The 18237-nt window shown below is 60.6% G+C and carries 21 protein-coding genes and 1 pseudogene; 13 read left to right on the top strand and 9 right to left on the bottom strand.

What is annotated here, in order from left to right:
- Positions 1-87: 87 nt before the first annotated feature.
- From F8N85_RS34510 to F8N85_RS05515, 5 genes are all read right to left on the bottom strand, one after another.
- Positions 88-657, bottom strand: coding sequence for a hypothetical protein (locus F8N85_RS34510; RefSeq protein ID WP_191636119.1), 570 nt, complete (start codon positions 655-657; stop codon positions 88-90).
- Positions 654-2501 (bottom strand): nickel-dependent hydrogenase large subunit, encoded by a 1848-nt coding sequence (locus F8N85_RS05530; protein WP_150802650.1) that lies wholly within the window; start codon positions 2499-2501, stop codon positions 654-656. The genes F8N85_RS34510 and F8N85_RS05530 overlap by 4 nt, the downstream gene beginning before the upstream one ends.
- A gap of 33 nt (positions 2502-2534) precedes the next feature.
- A complete protein-coding gene (locus F8N85_RS05525) occupies positions 2535-3602 on the bottom strand; it encodes a hypothetical protein (RefSeq protein ID WP_224795642.1) in 1068 nt (355 codons plus the stop codon).
- Between the two features lie 177 nt (positions 3603-3779).
- Positions 3780-4403 (bottom strand): response regulator transcription factor, encoded by a 624-nt coding sequence (locus F8N85_RS05520; RefSeq protein ID WP_191636118.1) that lies wholly within the window; start codon positions 4401-4403, stop codon positions 3780-3782.
- The gene (locus tag F8N85_RS05515) at positions 4393-5520 is read right to left on the bottom strand and encodes an ATP-binding protein (protein WP_150802648.1); all 1128 of its coding nucleotides are present in this window, start codon (positions 5518-5520) and stop codon (positions 4393-4395) included. Before F8N85_RS05515 ends, F8N85_RS05520 begins: the two co-directional genes overlap by 11 nt.
- Positions 5521-5693: 173 nt before the next feature.
- Between F8N85_RS05515 and F8N85_RS05510 the strand changes: the two genes are divergently transcribed.
- From F8N85_RS05510 to F8N85_RS05500, 3 genes are all read left to right on the top strand, one after another.
- Positions 5694-6128 carry a DUF2231 domain-containing protein gene (locus F8N85_RS05510; RefSeq protein WP_150802647.1) on the top strand — a complete coding sequence of 145 codons (435 nt, stop codon included), beginning with the start codon at positions 5694-5696 and terminating at the stop codon, positions 6126-6128.
- 86 nt (positions 6129-6214) lie between these two features.
- Positions 6215-7378 (top strand): alcohol dehydrogenase-like regulatory protein ErcA, encoded by a 1164-nt coding sequence (ercA, locus tag F8N85_RS05505; RefSeq protein WP_150802646.1) that lies wholly within the window; start codon positions 6215-6217, stop codon positions 7376-7378.
- Positions 7362-9089: a NahK/ErcS family hybrid sensor histidine kinase/response regulator gene (locus F8N85_RS05500; RefSeq protein WP_150802645.1), complete on the top strand. Its 1728-nt coding sequence runs from the start codon at positions 7362-7364 to the stop codon at positions 9087-9089. The genes ercA and F8N85_RS05500 overlap by 17 nt, the downstream gene beginning before the upstream one ends.
- Positions 9090-9095: 6 nt before the next feature.
- Here F8N85_RS05500 and F8N85_RS05495 read toward each other — a convergent pair whose 3' ends face one another.
- The gene (locus tag F8N85_RS05495) at positions 9096-9341 is read right to left on the bottom strand and encodes a hypothetical protein (protein WP_150644411.1); all 246 of its coding nucleotides are present in this window, start codon (positions 9339-9341) and stop codon (positions 9096-9098) included.
- Between the two features lie 206 nt (positions 9342-9547).
- Here F8N85_RS05495 and F8N85_RS05490 point away from each other — a divergent pair, with 206 nt between their 5' ends.
- On the top strand, positions 9548-9760 hold the full coding sequence (locus F8N85_RS05490) for a hypothetical protein (protein ID WP_150802644.1): 213 nt from the start codon (positions 9548-9550) through the stop codon (positions 9758-9760).
- On the opposite strand, the gene F8N85_RS05485 is transcribed toward F8N85_RS05490, so the two are convergent.
- Complete coding sequence (locus tag F8N85_RS05485; RefSeq protein WP_150802643.1) at positions 9743-11092, bottom strand: cation:proton antiporter; 1350 nt, start codon at positions 11090-11092, stop codon at positions 9743-9745. The genes F8N85_RS05490 and F8N85_RS05485 overlap by 18 nt on opposite strands.
- On the opposite strand from F8N85_RS05485, the gene F8N85_RS34505 reads away from it, so the two are divergent.
- From F8N85_RS34505 to F8N85_RS05470, 4 genes are all read left to right on the top strand, one after another.
- Positions 11091-11246 carry a hypothetical protein gene (locus tag F8N85_RS34505; protein WP_191636117.1) on the top strand — a complete coding sequence of 52 codons (156 nt, stop codon included), beginning with the start codon at positions 11091-11093 and terminating at the stop codon, positions 11244-11246. The genes F8N85_RS05485 and F8N85_RS34505 overlap by 2 nt on opposite strands.
- Before the next feature lie 90 nt (positions 11247-11336).
- Positions 11337-12716, top strand: coding sequence for an iron-containing redox enzyme family protein (locus F8N85_RS05480; RefSeq protein ID WP_150802642.1), 1380 nt, complete (start codon positions 11337-11339; stop codon positions 12714-12716).
- Between the two features lie 9 nt (positions 12717-12725).
- Positions 12726-13679, top strand: a complete 954-nt coding sequence (locus F8N85_RS05475; protein WP_150802641.1) for a N5-glutamine methyltransferase family protein — start codon at positions 12726-12728, stop codon at positions 13677-13679.
- A 16-nt stretch (positions 13680-13695) separates the two neighbouring features.
- The gene (locus tag F8N85_RS05470; protein WP_150802640.1) at positions 13696-14811 is read left to right on the top strand and encodes a carboxylate-amine ligase; all 1116 of its coding nucleotides are present in this window, start codon (positions 13696-13698) and stop codon (positions 14809-14811) included.
- On the opposite strand, the pseudogene F8N85_RS05465 reads toward F8N85_RS05470, so the two are convergent.
- Positions 14808-15066 (bottom strand): annotated as a pseudogene (locus tag F8N85_RS05465) (YIP1 family protein); the annotation flags it as partial. The gene F8N85_RS05470 and the pseudogene F8N85_RS05465 overlap by 4 nt on opposite strands.
- A gap of 198 nt (positions 15067-15264) precedes the next feature.
- Here F8N85_RS05465 and F8N85_RS05460 point away from each other — a divergent pair.
- The 5 genes from F8N85_RS05460 to F8N85_RS05440 all read left to right on the top strand — a co-directional run bounded on the left by F8N85_RS05460 (position 15265) and on the right by F8N85_RS05440 (position 17327).
- Positions 15265-15765 carry a CinA family protein gene (locus tag F8N85_RS05460; RefSeq protein WP_150802639.1) on the top strand — a complete coding sequence of 167 codons (501 nt, stop codon included), beginning with the start codon at positions 15265-15267 and terminating at the stop codon, positions 15763-15765.
- 11 nt (positions 15766-15776) lie between these two features.
- Complete coding sequence (locus F8N85_RS05455; protein ID WP_224795641.1) at positions 15777-16295, top strand: hypothetical protein; 519 nt, start codon at positions 15777-15779, stop codon at positions 16293-16295.
- A 7-nt stretch (positions 16296-16302) separates the two neighbouring features.
- The gene (locus F8N85_RS05450; RefSeq protein WP_150802638.1) at positions 16303-16758 is read left to right on the top strand and encodes a DUF421 domain-containing protein; all 456 of its coding nucleotides are present in this window, start codon (positions 16303-16305) and stop codon (positions 16756-16758) included.
- 85 nt (positions 16759-16843) lie between these two features.
- A complete protein-coding gene (locus F8N85_RS05445; protein WP_191636116.1) occupies positions 16844-17128 on the top strand; it encodes a hypothetical protein in 285 nt (94 codons plus the stop codon).
- Complete coding sequence (locus F8N85_RS05440; RefSeq protein ID WP_150802637.1) at positions 17094-17327, top strand: hypothetical protein; 234 nt, start codon at positions 17094-17096, stop codon at positions 17325-17327. Before F8N85_RS05445 ends, F8N85_RS05440 begins: the two co-directional genes overlap by 35 nt.
- 461 nt (positions 17328-17788) lie before the next feature.
- Here the strand turns inward: F8N85_RS05440 and F8N85_RS34500 are convergent, their stop codons facing one another.
- Positions 17789-18214 (bottom strand): hypothetical protein, encoded by a 426-nt coding sequence (locus tag F8N85_RS34500; RefSeq protein ID WP_191636115.1) that lies wholly within the window; start codon positions 18212-18214, stop codon positions 17789-17791.
- Positions 18215-18237 lie beyond the last annotated feature (23 nt).

Here is an 18237-nt window from a genome sequence, read left to right as displayed (position 1 = left end):
GCGGCGCGTTCATTCAGAAAACACGCGTTATCGTTAACGTCTATCGCGAGCAAGCTCGCTCCCACATTAATAGAGCGGGCCGCTCGTTCACTTATCAGCCACAACCGGTTGATTCACCCACACCAGCGGGACAAACCCGGCACGGGCGGCCAGGGTGTCCAACCCCTCGATCAGCAACTCATCGGTATCGGGGATCATTTCCAGTAACACCTGCTCGATCTCCTGGCGCAGCAGTTCGGCCGTTGGCAGCACGCCATTCGGGTCGCTGGCACTGACGCTGAGCCGCACCCGATTGCCTTCCACTGCGACCAGCTCGGCGCGGACATTTTTCACTCCCAGGTGCGGGCGCAGGCGCTCGACCGCCTTGCGCGCGCGGGTCGGCAGGTCTTCCGGGTGCAGATCGTGCAGCAACAACAGGCCGCGCACCCGGGGGTTGGCGGTGAAGCGCGGCAACAAGGTGTCCGCCGGCTGGCTGCCCGCTTCCTGGACTATTTCCAGGAGATCCGCCAGACCCAGGCTGTGCAGCCGGATCACCACCCGCAGGAGTTCCCGGGCCGCGCTTCGGGCGGCGGGGTCCGCCAGCTCGTCCAGCGCGCCCAGCAGTTCTTGCAGACGTTCCACTTGTTCATCCAGTTCCTGCTGACGGTATCCGTTCATGATGTCGAGTCCTCATCATCGCTATCGACCGGCTGGCCAAGCCCGCAGTTGCCGGGCGCATGGATGGTTTTCAGGGTCTTGCCGTTACCCAGGTACATATGCACGCCGCAAGGCAGGCAAGGGTCGAAGCTGCGCACCGCGCGCATGATGTCGATGCCCTTGAAGGTATCCGGTCCGTTCTCCTCGAATATCGGCGTGTTCTGCACCGCGTCTTCGTATGGCCCGGGGGTCCCGTAGATATCCCGAGGGCTGGCATTCCAGGGGGTAGGCGGGTAGGGGTGGTAGTTGGCGATCTTGCCGTTCTTGATCACCAGGTGATGGGACAGCACCCCGCGAACCGCTTCGTGGAAGCCGCAGCCGATAGCCTCATCGGGGACCTTGAACTCGGTCCAGGTTTTGGTATGGCCGGCCTGCAATTCGCCGAGGGCCTTCTCGACAAAATGCAGGGCGCAGCACGCGGCGTAGACCTGGAAGTAGGTCCGGGCGCGATCGCGCTCGATGGCGTTGCTCCATTGGGGGATGTGCCACTCGAACTCCACCTCGGGTTTGAGCGCGGTTTGTGGCAGGTACATCCTGACGCTGTGGCCGGTGGCCTTGATGTAGCCGATGTCGACCAGCCCGGCCAGTGCCGTGGCCCACAGCCGGGCCAGCGCGCCACCGCCGGTATCCAGCGCCAGGTGATCGCCGGTGCGTTTATCCAGCCAGCGGGGTGACATGACCCAGGAATACTTGTCGTCAAAATTGCGTTTCTGCGGACGCGGGACGGTGGTCTGGTTCCAGGGGTGGTTGATGTCCACCACGTTGCCCAAGGGGTCTCGCTCAACCAGTCGCGGACGTTTTTCCCAACTGTCGTAGTAGGAACTGCCGAGCAGGATGCGCATCTGCAGGTTGATCTCCACCAGGTCGGTGGTCACCAGTTCGCCGTCGACCACCACCCCGGGGGTGACGAACATCGATCGTCCCCAACTGGTCATATGCTTGTACTGATAGTCGCAATGGTCGGGGTCGTTGAACGCGCCCCAGCACCCGAGCAGGATGCGCCGCCGGCCGACTTCCTCGTAACCGGGCAGGGCTTCGTAGAAGAAGTCGAAGATGTCGTCATGCAGCGGCAGACAACGCTTCATGAATTCGCAGTACTTCATCAGCCGGGTCAGGTAGTCGGTGAACAGCTGCACCGTTGGCACGGTGCCGACGCCACCGGGGTAAATGGTCGAAGGGTGAACGTGGCGCCCCTCCATCAGGCAGATCATTTCCCGGGTGTAGCGCGAGACCATCAGGGTCTCGCGATAGAACTCGCCTTCGAACGGGTTGAGCGCGGTCATGATGTCGGCGATGGTCTTGTAGCCGTGCTTGTCGGCATTCGGTGCCGGGGTGTGTTGCGCCTGTTCCCAGACGCCCGGGTTGGTCTCCTGGACCATCCTCGCGCAAAAGTCGACCATCAGCAGATTGTCCTGGAAGATGTTGTGGTCGAACATGTATTCGGCCGCTTCACCCAGGTTGATGATCCATTCGGCGATGGCCGGAGGGCGGATGCCATAGGCCATGTTCTGCGCATAGACCGAGCACACGCAGTGGTTGTCGCCACAGATGCCGCAAATACGGCTGGTAATGAAGTGCGCGTCACGCGGGTCCTTGCCCTTCATGAACACCGAATAGCCGCGGAAGATCGAAGAGGTACTGTGGCATTCGGCGACTTCGCGGTTTTCGAAGTCGATCTTGGTGTAGATGCCCAGGCTGCCGACGATCCGGGTGATCGGGTCCCAGTTCATCGCAATCAGTTTTCCGGGCTGCTTCTCGGTCGCGTCCCTGGGCTGGGTGGTGACGTCTTTCTCGGTGATCGCCATGGGGTATTCCTCCTGGCTCGATACGGTTGGCCACTAACGACGAATTTCTGGAGGTGGGTCGGTGGTCAGTTCCGGCCGGTTATGCCGCCATTTAGGTTCTTTGTTGAGGGTGTCGTTGGTGAAGCCGCGCAGCCACCTGACCAACTTGCCGTAAGGCCTGACCAGATTGGAGGAGAACACCGCTCCCGGCGGCTCATCCATGAACGGCATGAACTTGTCGGGGAAACCGGGCATGGTGCAACCGATGCAGATACCACCGACATTCGGGCAACCGCCGATGCCATCCATCCAGCCGCGTTTGGGCACATTGCACTGCACCACCGGCCCCCAGCAGCCGAGCTTGACGATGCACTGCGGCTGGCCATATTCCTTGGCGAAGTTACCCTGCTCGTAGTAACCGGCGCGGTCGCAGCCTTCGTGCACCGTCTTGCCGAACAGCCAGGTCGGACGACCGGCATCGTCCAGCGGGATCATCGGCGCGACGCCGGCAAGCTGGCGCAGCAGGTACAGCAGCGTCTCCATGAAGTTGTCCGGCTGCACCGGGCAGCCCGGCACATTCACCACCGGCAATCCGGCCTTGGACTTCCAGTTCCAGCCCAGGTAGTCGTTGACGCCCATGCACCCAGTGACGTTGCCCTGCATTGCGTGGATGCCGCCGTAGGTCGCGCAGGTGCCGCAGGCCACCACCGCCAGGGCCTTGGGAGACAGGCGGTCAAGCCATTCGGGAATGGTGATCGGTTCGCCGGTCTGCGGGTCGTTACCCATGTAGGCCCAGTAACCTTCACCGCTGAGGTTTTCGTTGGGGATCGAGCCTTCCATCACCAGCACGAAATCGATCTCGCCACGCGCTGCCTGGTGCCAGTACTGCATCAACTCTTCACCGACCTCATAACACAGGTCAGGGTTGTGCAAATGGACCTTGGGCAGGCCCGGAATCGCGCCCAGCACCACGTCTTCGATGCTGGGCAGGGTGGCGGCGGTGATCGAGATCGAATCGCCGTCACAGCTCATGCCATCGTTGATCCAGATGATGTGGACTTCTTTGAGGTCGGGTTTGCGTTGTGTCTTGCGTCCGTAGGGGACGCTGGGCATATCGGCCATGGTCTGCCTCCTGATCGCATGAATTCATGCCTTGCAGGGTTCGGTCGATGCGTAAAGCAGGGCCGTCATCAGACCGGGCTACTCAGCTTGCTTTGTATCCCAAGCCAGGAAGCCTGACCAAGCGTGCGACTACCTAGGTGTGGCTACCTATCAGGCGTTGAGAACGGGGGGCGGTGTTTACAAACGCAGTTGGTGGATACCGCACAGGACCGCCATGGTGATGAGTTCGGCGGTGGAGTGCGCCTGCATCTTGAGCATGAGGTGCTCGCGGTGGTGTTCGACGGTCCGCGGGCTGATCATCAGTTCCCGGGCGATTTTCTTGTTGGGCAGGTCCGACACCACCAGCACGAAGACTTGCTGCTCCCGGGGCGACAGGTTGCTGTAGCGCTGCTGCACCAGCGCCTGTTCGCGGGCCAGCCGGCGGTCGTCGAGGTCTTTGTCCAGGGCTTGATGGACGCTGGCCAGCAAGTCCTTTTCGCTGAAGGGTTTTTCCAGGAAATCCACCGCGCCGGACTTGAGTGCGGCCACCGCGGTACTGGCGTTGGCATGGCCGCTGATGAAAATGATGGGTATTCGGACCTGCAGTTCTTTCAGGCGTTTTTGCAACTCCAGGCCTCCGGTGTCCGGCATGCGCAGATCGGTGATCAGGCATCCGGGCTGCTGGGGGTCGAAGCGCTCGAGAAAGATCTTCGCGCAGGTATAGGTGCGGACCTCCAGGCCGGTGGATCCGAGGGTGCGCTCAAGGGCGGCGAGAAACAGCCGGTCATCATCCACCACGTGTATGACCTGCTCAGTCGTCATGGCCGTTACCTTGAAGTGTCGGCAGGGTGAAATGCACCGTGGCCCCGGCTGTGGATCCGGGATCGGCCCACAGCTCTCCGCCATGGGCCTCGATAATCGTGCGACTGATGGACAACCCCAGGCCCATGCCGTTGCTCTTGGTGGTGTAAAAGGGGCTGAAGATGCGCTCGATCTCCTTGTGGTCCAGGCCCGGACCGGTGTCGGTGACACTGACCTGAATCTTTCCCGAGGCCTGCCCCCGGGCCATGATCGTCAATCGATTGCCGATACCGCCCTGTTCGCGCATGGCTTCGATACTGTTATGGGCCAGGTTCACCAGCACCTGGCCAATCTGCACCACATCGACTCGCACGTAAGGCATGCCTCGCTGGATATCGAGTCGCAGGTCGATATCGCTGTCCCTGGCATCGACCTCGATCAGCATCGTCACCTCCTGGATCAGCGAAGAAAACTCGCAATCGGTAGACATTTCGTCGTTGTTTTGCAAAAAACCGCGCAAGTGGCGAACCACGTCGCTGGCAAACGCCGCAGCCTCTCTGGCCTGAGTCAGCGCTTCGATGAATTCGTCAGTCTGGGCAGAACCCGGGGTCAACAGCCGCAATGCTGCTTCACAGCTGAGCACAACAGTCCCCAGCGGTTGATTCAGTTCGTGCGCCAGACTGGAGGCCAGCTCACCCGCGGTATTCAGGCGAGCCAGCCGGGTGAGCTGCGATTGCAGGCTGCGCAATTTCCGTGCGGACTCCTGTTCGCCCGACACGTCGATCATCGCGGTGCGAAAGTGTTCAGTGTGTGCGCAGGCGTTGGGCTCTCGGTCGCTTTTGAGCCACAGCGTGGCTATCCGTCCCTGGCGGTTCTTGACCCGCAACTTCTGGCTGACGCAGCCGCCAGGACTGCTCAGTTTGCTCAGGTGTGCGTGAAACTGCGCTCGGTCGGCGCTCACCACCCAGCGCGCGAACGACTCACCGGTCAGCCATGCGGCGTCCCAACCCAACAGCGCGGCGCCGGTCTGGTTGATCTTGCAGATACGCCCCGAGGCTTCCAGCAGCACATAGCCGATCGGCGCGCGCTCGAACAGATCGTGGTAGTCAAAAGTCGGTGCTGGCGGCGTGTTCTGCATAGGCTGGGCCGGTCAGTGCTTCAGATGGATGCGGAGTCCGCCGCAGTTCGACTGCTTCCACCAGTGTAGACGCGTGGCCGGCGGCGGCAGTTCCAGTGTGTCGAGGTCGTCGGCGCAAATGCCTTTGGCTCGACTAGCCTTCTAATAGCTGTGTACCGAGCGAGGGTCGCACCATGCGCTGGCCCCGATACTTTTTGGGTCTTCCCCTGCATCCGATGCTGGTGCATTTCCCGCTGGTGTTCTGGCTCTGTGTGCCGTTCCTTGATGGGGTTGCGCTGTGGTCTGCGGCACCCCTGTGGTGGGGCCTTGCGCTGGGCGCCAGCGCCGCCGGGGTGGTGGCTGGCGTATTCGCCCTGATGACCGGCCTGATGGACTATATCCACCTCTCCGAAACCGGCAGCAACGATGTCCGGCTGGCCGCCCGGCACGGGGTGCGCACGACCCTGGTCTGGTGCGCGATGAGTGTAAAACTGCTGATCGCCGGCCTGGCGGATAGCGGTCCGGGTTTGATCCTGATCTGCTTGCTGATCGATGTGGCGGCCTGCGGGTTGTTACTCCAGGGGGCGCTTTTCGGCACCCGAATCACCTATGGTGGTTACAAGCGCTAAAGCGCCTGTAACCATTAGTCTGATTGCATTCGTAACTAGATGCTTTAGGCTGGCTTTTATCTCTAAAACAATAAAAAAGGCTTTCCATGAGCCCGAACCTCAGTCAGCTGCGTAAATTCGTTTCTCCTGAAATCATTTTTGGCGCCGGCTGCCGGCATAACGTCGGCAACTGCGCAAAGACCTTCGGTGCCCGCAAGGTCCTGGTGGTCACCGATCCCGGGGTGATTGCCGCCGGTTGGGTCGCCGATGTCGAAGCCAGCCTGCAGGCCCAGGGCATCGAGTACTGCCTTTATAGCGCCGTCTCGCCCAATCCGCGGGTCGAGGAGGTGATGCTCGGTGCCGAGATGTACCGGGAAAATCACTGCGATGTGATAGTCGCCGTCGGCGGCGGCAGCCCGATGGACTGCGGCAAAGGCATCGGCATCGTGGTCGCCCACGGGCGCAATATCCTCGAGTTCGAAGGCGTGGACACCATTCGGGTGCCGAGCCCGCCGCTGATTCTGATTCCGACCACCGCCGGCACCTCGGCCGACGTCTCGCAATTCGTGATCATTTCCAATCAGCAGGAACGGATGAAGTTCTCCATCGTCAGCAAGGCGGTGGTGCCGGACGTGTCGTTGATCGACCCGGAAACCACCCTGAGCATGGACCCGTTCCTGTCCGCCTGTACCGGTATCGACGCACTGGTGCATGCCATCGAGGCTTTCGTCTCCACCGGCCACGGCCCCTTGACCGACCCCCATGCACTGGAGGCGATGCGCCTGATCAATGGCAACCTGGTGCAGATGATCGCCAACCCCAATGACATCGTCCTGCGGGAAAAAATCATGCTCGGCAGCATGCAGGCCGGGCTGGCGTTCTCCAACGCGATTCTCGGTGCGGTGCACGCCATGTCCCACAGCCTGGGCGGTTTTCTCGATCTGCCCCATGGGTTGTGCAACGCGGTGTTGGTCGAGCACGTGGTGGCGTTCAATTACAACTCGGCGCCCGATCGGTTCAAGGTGATTGCCGAGACGTTCGGCATCGATTGTCGCGGCCTCAATCACCGGCAGATCTGCGGACGGCTGGTGGAGCACCTGATCGCCCTCAAGCATTCCATCGGTTTCCATGAAACCCTTGGCTTGCACGGCGTCAGCATGGCCGATATTCCGTTCCTTTCGCAGCACGCGATGCACGATCCGTGCATCCTCACCAACCCGCGCGAGTCCAGTCAGCGTGACGTCGAGGTCGTCTATGGCGAAGCCCTCTGAAGAGCAACAGCGGGCCCTGGCCGGTCTGCTGGGGCTGGGCAGCCATTCGGCGCGCAAGAGCCACTATCCAGAGCTGGCAGCGCGTCTCGAGGACCTGGAAACCGAGCGCAACCGCTACAAATGGCTGTTCGAGCATGCGGTGCACGGGATTTTCCAGGCCAGCCTGCAAGAGGGCATGCGTGCCGCCAACCCGGCACTGGCGCGGATGCTCGGTTATGAAACACCCCAGGAGGTGCTGTTTTCCCTGACCGGCCTGGCCGGCAACCTGTTCGTCGGTGGCGCTGACGAGTTGCAGGCGATCGGCGAGCAGCTGCAGAGCCAGCGCAGCCTGCTCGGTTATGAAACACGGCTGCGGCGCAAGGACGGCAGTTGTCTCGATGTGTTGATGAACCTGCTGCTCAAGCCTGATCAGGATGGACTGGTGGAAGGCTTCGTCACTGATATCACCGAACGCAAACTGGCCCAGCAACGTTTGCAGCAACTCAATGATGAACTGGAACAACGGGTCGCGGCCCGCACCGACGAGTTGCTGGAAGCCAATCACAACCTGCAGCAGCAAATCGCCCAGCGCCAACAGGTGGAGCAGGACTTGCGCGATGCCCGGGATGCGGCCCAGGCGGCCAATCGCAGCAAGGACAAATACCTGGCCGCCGCCAGTCATGACTTGCTGCAGCCGTTGAACGCCGCACGCCTGCTGATTTCCACCTTGCGCGAGCGGGCCTTGCCCGACGTCGAGCAGGTGTTGGTCGAGCGCACCCATCAGGCCCTGGAAGGCGCCGAAGATTTGCTCACCGACTTGCTGGACATCTCCAAACTCGATCAGGCCGCGGTCAAACCGGACATTGCCTTGTATCGACTGGATGAATTGCTCGCGCCGCTGGTCTCGGAGTTCCAGTCGGTCGCCCAGGCGGCGGGACTGAATCTGCGGGCGCGCATCGGCGATTATGCGGTGCACACCGACTTGCGGCTGATGACCCGGATCCTGCGCAATTTCCTCAGCAATGCCTGTCGCTACACCGTCGAGGGCAGCATTTTGCTGGGCGCCAGACGCCGCGGCGAATTCTTGCGGCTTGAGGTCTGGGACACCGGTCGCGGTATCGCCGCCGACCGGCTGGACTCGATTTTCCTCGAATTCAACCAACTCGATGTCGGCCGCGCCGCCGATCGCAAGGGCGTGGGGCTTGGCCTGGCTATCGTCGAGCGGATCGCGAAAATCCTTGGCTATCGAGTGCAGGTGCTCTCGCGGCCGGGCCGCGGTTCGATGTTCAGTATCGAGGTACCGATTTCCCTTGAAATACCGCTGCCCATCAGTCAGGCGGCGCCGCAACTGGTTACCGGCAACCCCTTGCCGGGCCGCCGCCTGCTGGTGCTGGACAACGAACTGAGCATCCTCGAAAGCATGAGCGCATTGCTCGGGCAATGGGGCTGTGAAGTGGTCACCGCCACCGATGAAGTCGGCGCTCTGCAAGCCTTGCAAGGACGGGCGCCGGAACTGATTCTGGCGGACTTTCACCTGGATCACGGCGTGATCGGTTGCGAGGTGGTCCGGCACCTGCGCGAACATTTCGCGCAACCCATTCCGGCGATCATGATCACCGCTGACCGCAGCGATCAATGTCGACGCTCGTTGCAAAAACTCGGCGCGCCACTGTTGAACAAACCGGTCAAGCCCGGAAAGCTTCGCGCAGCCTTGAGTCAGATGCTCGGTTAGTGTTGTTCAAGCCGAGCCTTCGGGCTCGGTGTTCTTTTTGAACCCGCGCAAGTTCATCGCGCACAAGCAGAACTGCAGCAGGATCAAGGCATAGGCATCGGTGTGATAGCCCCAGATCACCCACAAGATATTGCTCGCGATAAAACAGCTGAAGCCGCTGACCCTACGCTGCGGTTGGCGGGAGCCGATCAGCCATGCGGCGAGTACGGTGACGACCATGGCTGGCCATTGCACCCAATCCAGATAGTCCATTCGCAGGTTTCCTGAGCATTCTTTACTCAAGACCTCCTCGGTGCGTGGCCGTTCCCCCGGCTGTTCCCTCAATAGAGACCTCATTTCCTTAACCGACCGGCATTAGGACATTGTCCGATGACTGGTGGTCTTTTGAACCGAACGGCACTCAGGTTCTACTCTCAAAACAGCATGACCTGACTTCAGGGTCTTAAGCGAGGTGCTCCATGACTAGCCGATCAAAACGTCCTGATACGGACACAACGCCGGAATATCCACTCTCGGCACCGATCGATCCACGAGACCCGGAACGCAAGAAAACCCGGGTCGAACTCGAAGAGGAGGATATGCCGGAGAGTGGCGTGCGAGTCGACGAGGTCGAGGCTGACCCGGATGATCCGGACATTGCCGGCAAGGATGGCTCAGGTCGGCCTAGCTGAGCGCCGTCGCTCGTAGTGGGCCAGCATCGGTTGAGTGCTGATGCCATGCACCAGGATGCTCAGGGCGATGACCGACAAGGTCAGGTCCGTGCAGGCTACTGCCTGGGATTGCCCAATGTCGTGATTCAAGGCGTAAAACAGATAAAAGAGGCTACCAATCCCGCGAATGCCGAACCAGCCAATCAACAGGCGCTGATGGCGGTCCAGCAGCTTGCCCCAGGGCATGGCCAGCACGCACAGCGGACGGATCACGCAAAATAACGCAAAGCCTATGGCCAGTGCCCGCCAGTCCCAGTGGGTCGCCAGCACGACACCGAGCAAGGTCACCAGGAATACTTCCATGGAGCGCTCCACCAGGCTTCCGAACGCGAGCATGTCGCCCATCATGATTGCGGCGGCAACCTGGCTGTCCTCAAGATTCTCGATATCGCCATGAACCGCTTGCTCCGGTTCGACATTCAAATGCCCGACCACTGGTTGCGCCAGATGTTCGGCCGGGGTTTGCGAGCCGCCGCTGGATTTGACTTCAGCCTGGCGCAAGCCCAGCCCGGCGGCGAACACCGATAGAAAGCCGTACCCGTGAATCGATTCGGCCGCGACATAGGCCAGGGCGATCAGAGCCAGGGTCAGGTAGTCATTGGGGGAGAGGGTGCTATCAGCATTCTTGATGCGCATCAGCAGGGTCATGTGGCCAAGGCCTTTGCCCATCCAGTAGCCGATGAGCAGCCCGGCAGGCACCGCCCACAGCAGACTGTACAAAGCCCAGTCGGCAAGCCAGGCGCTGCTGCGGCCTTCCTGTTGCAGGACCAGCAAACCGAGGATCACGAAAGGAAAGGCGATACCGTCATTGAGCCCGGCTTCGCCCGACAGGCCGAAGCGCACCCGGTCGTAATCCTGTGCATCGTTGACTTGAACCAGCCCCGCCAGCACCGGGTCGGTGGGTGCCAGGATGGCACCAATCAACAGCGCCATCCCCCAAGACAGCCCGAACAGCAGATGCAGAACCAGGCATAGCCCGCAGATACTCAAGACCATTACCGGACCGGCCAGACCGAACGCCACGCGCCAGGTTCGATGGGTCAGCGGCAGGCGTAGTTTCAGACCGCTGACGAACAGCGAGAACAGCACCGCGACTTCCGTCAGATGCTCCATCCACACGGAAGCGTCGTCGATATTCAACTGCAGCAGACCCAGCGCCGACGGACCAATGGCCACGCCCAGCGCCAGACACACCGCCGAGGTAGTGACGGGCATCCAGCGCAGGTAGGAGGAGGTCAGCGCCAGTGTCAGCAACACGGCACCTAAAACAGCCACCCATAGGATGAAACTCATGTTCGATTCCCGCCGTGTTGCTGCGCAGCCGAACGACCCTGCGGCGCAAGGCTGCTGCTCCCATGACTATTCGAGGGGCCGGTACCTCGCTTGGTTCAAACCGGCGCGGCGCCAACCGGGCCATGGCGCTGCTGCCGTTGGTCTGGTGTTTTGAAAAGCCGAATGAATTTTCCCTGCAATGTTTTGCTCTTTTGCAATAGGGACGTACTGAGCTAAAGGACAATCGGAACCAGAGAGGTAGGCCATGACCGCGCTGACGACACTAACGCTGAATGCGGCCAACGTTCAGTCAACTCTGCCCTCGGGAGCCTTGCGTCAGCGCTACGATGAGCTGCTCAATGGAACAGACGAACTCGACAAGCGCGCGATTGCCAGGGTATTTCTTCAAGAGCAGTTACGGGTCGCTGAAACCTTGCCGGATGATTTGCCGAAGGATCCACTGGCACTGCAGGCCTGGGTCGAACAACACAGTGCCGGCGTCGCTCGTCAGTACGCCGAATACCTGCAGGAGCGCAAGGCGGGTGGTTCGCGGTGTTTCTTCAACAGCAAGTCCCACGCTTTGTACTTCCTGCAGGCTGTCGCGCCGACCAAACTGGTGGATGGCGCGTGGCTCCATGGGCTGTTGCGGCAGTGGCGCGATCAGCGTTTCAATAACCTGCTGTGCACCTATCTGGAAGAGCTGGGGGAGGGCAAGCCGGCGCAGAATCATGTACTGATCTACCGCAAGCTGCTTGCCGACCATGGGCTGGACGCCACTGCTTGCGCCCAGGACCGGCACTATCTGCAAGGCACGGTGCAGTTGGCCCTGGGCGAATGCGCCGACGAGTTTCTAGCCGAAGTCATCGGCTATAACCTGGGTTATGAACAATTGCCGCTGCATTTGCTGATCAGCGCTTATGAACTCCGGGAACTGGGTATCGACCCCTATTACTTCAGCCTGCACGTGACCATCGACAATGCCAGCAGCGGCCATGCCCACAAGGCCGTGCAGTCGGTATTGCAGCTGCTGCCGGTTACAGCCGGGCGCGAAGATTTCTACCGGCGAGTGGCCTTGGGCTACCGGCTCAACGACCTCGGCCTGGGTTCAAACGCGGTGATCCAGTCCTTCGATCTAGAGCGCGAAGTGCTGGAGATGCTCGAACGCAAACGGCCATTCGGCCAGCACATGCACTCGGATTTCTGCCGATTTGCCGGCAAGACCGTCAACCAATGGCTGGCGGTCCCGGGGCAACTGCAAGCATTCCTGGCAATGCTGGAGAGCCAGGGCTGGATCAAACGTCATCAGGACCCCCAGGCCAGTCGATTCTGGAAGTTGATTGACGGTTCCGGGGCAGCAATGTTCGGGGTATTCGGCCCTTATGAGAAACAGCTGTTGCACGACTGGATCGCTGGCGACTGGCAACCCGCAAACCGCCCTGCGCCGACCTGGCGTGAGCGTGATGGGTCAATGGCCCAGGTAGAAGACGACCCGGACATCCAGCAGCTGCAAGCGGCGTTGGCCGGATGCAGTGTCGACCAGCAAATGGAGCTGTTGATTCCCTGGCTGTCGCCGCAACGTCATTCCCATCCCGCCGGGCTGTTGGCCACTCGGCTATTTGGCGAACTCAAGGCCAGCCTTCGCTAGGAGCTCTGCATGGATCAGCCAGCACCATTGTGCAGCGCCGACCTGGCGCTGTTGCATCTGGGCCGCCGCTTGCAAGCGGACGGCTATCATTTCATCACCAGCACTCCACTGACTCACCAGCGGGTCAATGCGCGAGCCGCCAATCAACGGGCGAAATCCCTGTGCGATGTCTTTGGCTGGTCGCGGCCGTTTGCCCCCGGACTGTTGTCGGCCGCCGAACTGCAGCAGATGCAACAGGCCGGTATTGTCGAGCAGCGCGATGGACTGATGTCCAGCAGTGTGCGCTGGTCGAGCCTGGAGGGTCTGCTGTTCGTGCACTCGGGTTTTCCGACCAGCGCCAGCGATGCGGTGTTTTTTGGTCCGGACAGTTACCGCTTCGCACAGCTGATCAGGTCGCACCTGCAACATGACTACGCAGGCATCCGCCGGGCCGTCGATATCGGCTGCGGCGCGGGCGTTGGCGCTATCCTGATTGGCCGGGCGCGTCGTGACGCCCAGGTGCTGGCGGTAGATATCAATCCATTGGCGCTGCGCATGACCGCCGTCAACGCGGCATTGGCCGATGTGGCGAATGTCAGTATCAGCGTCAGTGATGTACTGGACGGCGTGGACGGTGAATTCGACCTGATCGTTGCCAATCCTCCGTATATGCAGGACCCGGCGCAACGGGCCTATCGTCACGGCGGCGGTGCCTTCGGCGCGGAGCTGTCGCTACGAATTGTCGAAGAGGCATTGCCACGCCTGGCGCCGGGCGGGTCCCTGGTGCTGTACACCGGGGTGGCCATGGTCGCGGGCCACGACCCATTTCTTGAAGCCTTGCGGCCCCGGCTGGCGTCGGCGGTGCATGCCTGGACCTACCGCGAGCTGGATCCGGACGTGTTTGGCGAGGAACTGTTGACGCCCGGCTACCAGCGGGTGGAACGGATTGCCGTGGTCGCGTTGATCGTGACGCGCAGCCTTTGAATCTGCGCAGGCGCCTATGAACAAGACCTTGAACTTCGGAATTGAAGAGGAATACCTCATCACCGACCTGGCGACGCGCACCATGCTCAGCCAGCCAACGAAGCAGCTGATTGCCGAGTGCCAGACGGCGCTGGGCAGTCATTTTGCCTTCGAGATGTTCCAGGGTCAGATCGAGGTCGCGTCACCGGTCTTCGCCGATCTGTCCCAGGCCAACGAGTATCTGACGAACGCTCGCGGCAGGCTGGTGCGAATTCTTGAAAACCACGACTTGGGCCTGCTCTGCGCCGGCAGCCATCCGCTGGCGGACTGGCGCTTGCAGCAAGCCACCGACCAGGAGCATTTCCACAAGCTGTTCAGGGATTTCCAGCGGGTGGCGCAACGTAGCGTGCTGTGCGGCCTGCATGTGCATGTCGAGGTACCGGACCAGCTCGACCGTATCTGCGTCATGAACCAGGTGCTGCCCTGGTTGCCACTGTTGTTGGCGTTGAGCAGCTCTTCGCCGTTCTGGGACGGTGGCCCGAGCGGATTCATGAGTTATCGTCAGGTGGCGTGTGATGAGTGGCCGCGAATGGGGGTGCCGGAATACTTCGAGAATGAACGGGCCTACCGTGACTACCTGCAGTTGTTGCTGCAAACCGGCTCGATCAGCACCCCAAGTGAATGCTGGTGGGGCCTGCGGCCGGCGGCACGTTATCCGACCCTTGAGCTGCGCATGACCGATGCCTGCCCGCGGCTGAGTGATGCGTTATGCATCGCCTCGCTGTTCCGGATCATGGTCGGCCACGCCATTGCCACTCCGCAGCCGGGTGCGGGCTATAGCCATACTTCGCAATGGATCCTCAAGGAAAACCGCTGGCGCGCCAAACGGTTTGGCATTCATGGCCACTTCATTCGCGAGGGAAGTTTGATGATGCTATCGGCCGGGCATTGGCTGGATTGGGCGCAGGAAACCTTTCTTGCCACCGCCGAGCAACTGGGTGAGACCCGGGTATTCGATCAGGCCCGGCAGATTATAGAGAAGGGCAGCAGCGCCGACCGGCAATTGCACTGCTTCGACCAGGCACAGGCGGCCGGGTTGTCGACCCCGGCCGCTCTGGCGCGGGTGGTCGATCAATTGTTATTGCGCGGCTAACCCGCTGGCGCACGCAGATACTCGGGTGTCAACACGTTGAACCAGAACAGGATCATCGACACCAGTATCGTCACCAGCACCAGCAATCCGACGCCCCAGGCGCTCGTCGAGTACAGCATGCCTTTCTCCTTGCCCACGCGCATGAAGTTTGGCAAACCGGTGAAGAGCAGAAAGGTCGAATAGATCGACGCGAGACCCACCACGCCCCGGATACAGACCGGCAATCCCGGCGATGAAGAAGGGCGTCGCGGTGAAGTTTAACGAAATGCGGTGCCATGACGACCTCCTGGGCCTTTCACGGCCCGAATCAGACGCTATAGCGTTTTGAGCCGCGGGATGAGCAAGGGTCTCATCTTTTTACCCGTGGCAGGTGCAAAGATCTGCGACTGAATGAATACCTCAGGCAGCGGTCAACCCTTCAGGACATCAATCTTGTGACAAGGGCCGATGCTTATGACCTGTGCAGAAGAAGCCGTTGAATACCTGCGTCAGCATTCCCTGCTGTTGACGACTGCGGAGTCCTGCACCGCCGGAAAAATCGTCACCTTGCTGGCCGAGGTACCGGGCAGCGGCGACCTGATCGAAAGTGGTTATGTAGTCTATTCGCCAGCAGCCAAACAGCGCTTGCTGGGCGTCAATCCCGCGACCATCGCTACCTTCAATCTAACCAGTTGCGAGGTCGCCCGGGAAATGGCGCTGGGCGCCCTGCGTGACAGCACGGCCACCGTAGCGGTGGCTACCACCGGCATTCTCGGCCCGGACGACGTTGATGGCATTGCGGCCGGAACCGTCTGTTTCGCCTGGGCCTTCGCCCTGAGTGGTGAGAGTGCGGTATTTACCCGCAAGCGGCGTTTTTGCGGTTCGAGGGAAGAGGTTCAGTTGTGGGCCTCTGAGCATGCCCTGGAGCAACTGCCGGTTTTTCACCGCCTGGCGCGAAAGGGCGAAAGCGGATAACGGACGGGCTGATGATGGAAAAGCCAAAGAGTCACGACTTTCACAGCCGCCAGTATCCGGTCCGGGAGGACATGGAGTTCCAGCTCAAGGTCTGGCGTTTCGAACGTTGGGGCTGGTACGTGATGCTGTTGGTGGTGATGCTGGCTTTGCTCGGGTTGTTTTCCAGCGGCCCGCTCAGTTCAAGGCAGGTCCAGAGTGCCGATGGGCGGATCGGCGTGCAATACGAGCGGTTCCATCGCAATGGCGCGATCAATCCGATGATCATCCAGGTCAAGGCCCTACCCAACACACCGGTTCAGCTTGAGCTGCTGGGTAATGCCCTGCAGGGCTTCAGTATTGAGACACTGCAACCGCAACCCTTGCGATCAACCAGCGCAGGGCAGGGAATCAAGTTCTTGCTGCAGGCAGACGCAGAAGGATACGCCAGGATTTACCTGACACTGCGTGGTGAGGGTCTGGGCTTCTATCACACTCGCGTCGTGACGGCGGGTGCCGAGCCGCTGGACCTCGATCAGTTCATTTATCCCTAGGTGACCTATGGATTCGGTATGGCGGGCTGTCGCGATCTATCTTGCGTTGATGGTGCTGTTCAAGATTGCCGGACGTCGCTCACTGGCCGATCTGACCACCTTCGATTTCCTGCTGCTGCTGATCATCGGCGAGGCAACGCAGCAAGCGCTGTTGGGCGATGACTTTTCGTTGACCAATGCGTTGTTGGTGATCATCACGCTGATCGCTGTTGATGTCGGTTTGTCGTTGCTCAAGCTACGTTCGCCGCGGACCGCCCGACTGATTGATGGAGGACCGACGATTATTGTCGAGAACGGACAGTTGCTGCGCGAGCGTATGCGTAAAGCGCGATTGGTCGAAGCAGATATTCTCGAAGCGGCTCGCTTCAGTCAGGGCCTGGAAACCATCGAGCAGATCAAATTTGCGATTATCGAGCGTAACGGCAAGATCTCGATCATCGCCTATGAGGCAGATCGTGCTTGATGGCTGACACCTTTGGTCCGTGATACTGAACGTCTGATGGCAAAGTAACTCTCAATTGATAGAGACTTTCGTCAGGAGCACCAACATGGTTCAACGACGTAGGCACCATCTTTCACAATTATCCCTTCGGCTCATGGCCTTGCGTGCCCATGTGTGTGAGTTCAAGCACGATGAACTGGTCATTCGACGCACCCTGAGCGGAGGGCCGGCACTGGACGGCGGACAGGCACTGGATCACGCGTTCGACGAAATACGCGATTCGATAAACCATACCCAAGCGCTTCTCGAAGCCCTGGCCGAAGCAACCGGAAATGAAGAAGTGGTGAGGATCAGCGATGAGCAACGAGAAGACGTTGCAAGCCTGGTATGAGTTGCTCGACGACACCGCCTATCGCACCGACTCACCGGATGCGTATCACACTGCACTGTTGAGCCTGGCCGAACAACTACTTAAGGCTGACGTGATCGACGCACCAGGCTGGGTAGAGCTCAAGGCGCTGGCGGACACCGCCTATTCGCAGGCGCTTGAAGAGGCGGTCAGCACTCGGCTGGACGATCCCGAAGCCTGACCTCGAAACAACTCTGATTATTCTTTCGCGGCTCATTTTGGCTGCGGCCTCAGTTACCCGCCAACTCAGCCCCCAGCCCCCAGCCCCGCTGGTTCCGCCACCTGAACCGTCTGTGCCTGCGCCAGTGTGGGGCGAATGGACCAACGGTCTGTCTGTAGGAGCGAGCTTGCTCCGGGCGGCGTTCCGACGATGGCGGACTGGCAGCCGACCTGTCTCCTGCGGATGGCTTGCCTGTGAAGGCGGCCTTATAGCCGGCCTGGCTCTTGCTGGGCTGGTGTACATATCCATTTCTGCGGTAACGGCCACTTATGGTTTCGCCCTTACGGCGCCTCCCTTTGGCAAACGCCGGAGTGCCGGCCCAGCCCAAAGGAAGCAAAGGTCTCGCCCCGAGCGTACGGCACCTCGCTCCGGTGTCCATCATGGGGCGCCGCAATGCGGCGGAGTCAGCTACGCTGACGGCGCTACGCGCCACCCCCTGATGAACACCTCCACTCGGCCTGCCGAAGGGGCGGGTAGATCAAAAGCCAGATCAAAAGCCAAGCGAGGCGGCCGACCGGCCGGCCTGTTTGTTGTGGATACACGTTTCCCTCGTAGGAGCTGCCGCAGGCTGCGATCTTTTGATCTTGATTCTGAGCAATCTGCAGAACCGCTAAAAGATCGCAGGCTGCGCCAGCTCCTACGCCGACCGTGGGTGGCAAAAAGATCTGCACGATGCCCGTAATCACCGTGTTCGGCATAGATCTGCCGAATACACACAATCTCCCGTAGGAGCTGCCGCAGGCTGCGATCTTTTGATCCTGATTCTCGGCAATCTGCAGAACCGCCAAAAGATCGCAGGCTGCGCCAGCTCGCCGATCATGGGTGGCAAAAGGATCTGCGGCATACACGCTGATCGTGTCTGGTTCAAAGG

Source organism: Pseudomonas fluorescens (genome assembly GCF_902497875.1).
Classification (GTDB): domain Bacteria; phylum Pseudomonadota; class Gammaproteobacteria; order Pseudomonadales; family Pseudomonadaceae; genus Aquipseudomonas; species Aquipseudomonas fluorescens_BR.
The sequence above is the reverse complement of the archived record's forward strand: the minus strand, read 5'-3'. Positions and strand labels throughout refer to the sequence as shown.

Coding starts and splice junctions, on each gene's coding strand:
- F8N85_RS34510 (WP_191636119.1), bottom strand. CDS start 657: ATGAACGGATACCGTCAGCAGGAACTGGATGAACAAGTGGAACGTCTG.
- F8N85_RS05530 (WP_150802650.1), bottom strand. CDS start 2,501: ATGGCGATCACCGAGAAAGACGTCACCACCCAGCCCAGGGACGCGACC.
- F8N85_RS05525 (WP_224795642.1), bottom strand. CDS start 3,602: ATGGCCGATATGCCCAGCGTCCCCTACGGACGCAAGACACAACGCAAA.
- F8N85_RS05520 (WP_191636118.1), bottom strand. CDS start 4,403: ATGACGACTGAGCAGGTCATACACGTGGTGGATGATGACCGGCTGTTT.
- F8N85_RS05515 (WP_150802648.1), bottom strand. CDS start 5,520: ATGCAGAACACGCCGCCAGCACCGACTTTTGACTACCACGATCTGTTC.
- F8N85_RS05510 (WP_150802647.1), top strand. CDS start 5,694: ATGCGCTGGCCCCGATACTTTTTGGGTCTTCCCCTGCATCCGATGCTG.
- ercA (WP_150802646.1), top strand. CDS start 6,215: ATGAGCCCGAACCTCAGTCAGCTGCGTAAATTCGTTTCTCCTGAAATC.
- F8N85_RS05500 (WP_150802645.1), top strand. CDS start 7,362: ATGGCGAAGCCCTCTGAAGAGCAACAGCGGGCCCTGGCCGGTCTGCTG.
- F8N85_RS05495 (WP_150644411.1), bottom strand. CDS start 9,341: ATGGACTATCTGGATTGGGTGCAATGGCCAGCCATGGTCGTCACCGTA.
- F8N85_RS05490 (WP_150802644.1), top strand. CDS start 9,548: ATGACTAGCCGATCAAAACGTCCTGATACGGACACAACGCCGGAATAT.
- F8N85_RS34505 (WP_191636117.1), top strand. CDS start 11,091: ATGTTCGATTCCCGCCGTGTTGCTGCGCAGCCGAACGACCCTGCGGCG.
- F8N85_RS05485 (WP_150802643.1), bottom strand. CDS start 11,092: ATGAGTTTCATCCTATGGGTGGCTGTTTTAGGTGCCGTGTTGCTGACA.
- F8N85_RS05480 (WP_150802642.1), top strand. CDS start 11,337: ATGACCGCGCTGACGACACTAACGCTGAATGCGGCCAACGTTCAGTCA.
- F8N85_RS05475 (WP_150802641.1), top strand. CDS start 12,726: ATGGATCAGCCAGCACCATTGTGCAGCGCCGACCTGGCGCTGTTGCAT.
- F8N85_RS05470 (WP_150802640.1), top strand. CDS start 13,696: ATGAACAAGACCTTGAACTTCGGAATTGAAGAGGAATACCTCATCACC.
- F8N85_RS05460 (WP_150802639.1), top strand. CDS start 15,265: ATGACCTGTGCAGAAGAAGCCGTTGAATACCTGCGTCAGCATTCCCTG.
- F8N85_RS05455 (WP_224795641.1), top strand. CDS start 15,777: ATGATGGAAAAGCCAAAGAGTCACGACTTTCACAGCCGCCAGTATCCG.
- F8N85_RS05450 (WP_150802638.1), top strand. CDS start 16,303: ATGGATTCGGTATGGCGGGCTGTCGCGATCTATCTTGCGTTGATGGTG.
- F8N85_RS05445 (WP_191636116.1), top strand. CDS start 16,844: ATGGTTCAACGACGTAGGCACCATCTTTCACAATTATCCCTTCGGCTC.
- F8N85_RS05440 (WP_150802637.1), top strand. CDS start 17,094: ATGAGCAACGAGAAGACGTTGCAAGCCTGGTATGAGTTGCTCGACGAC.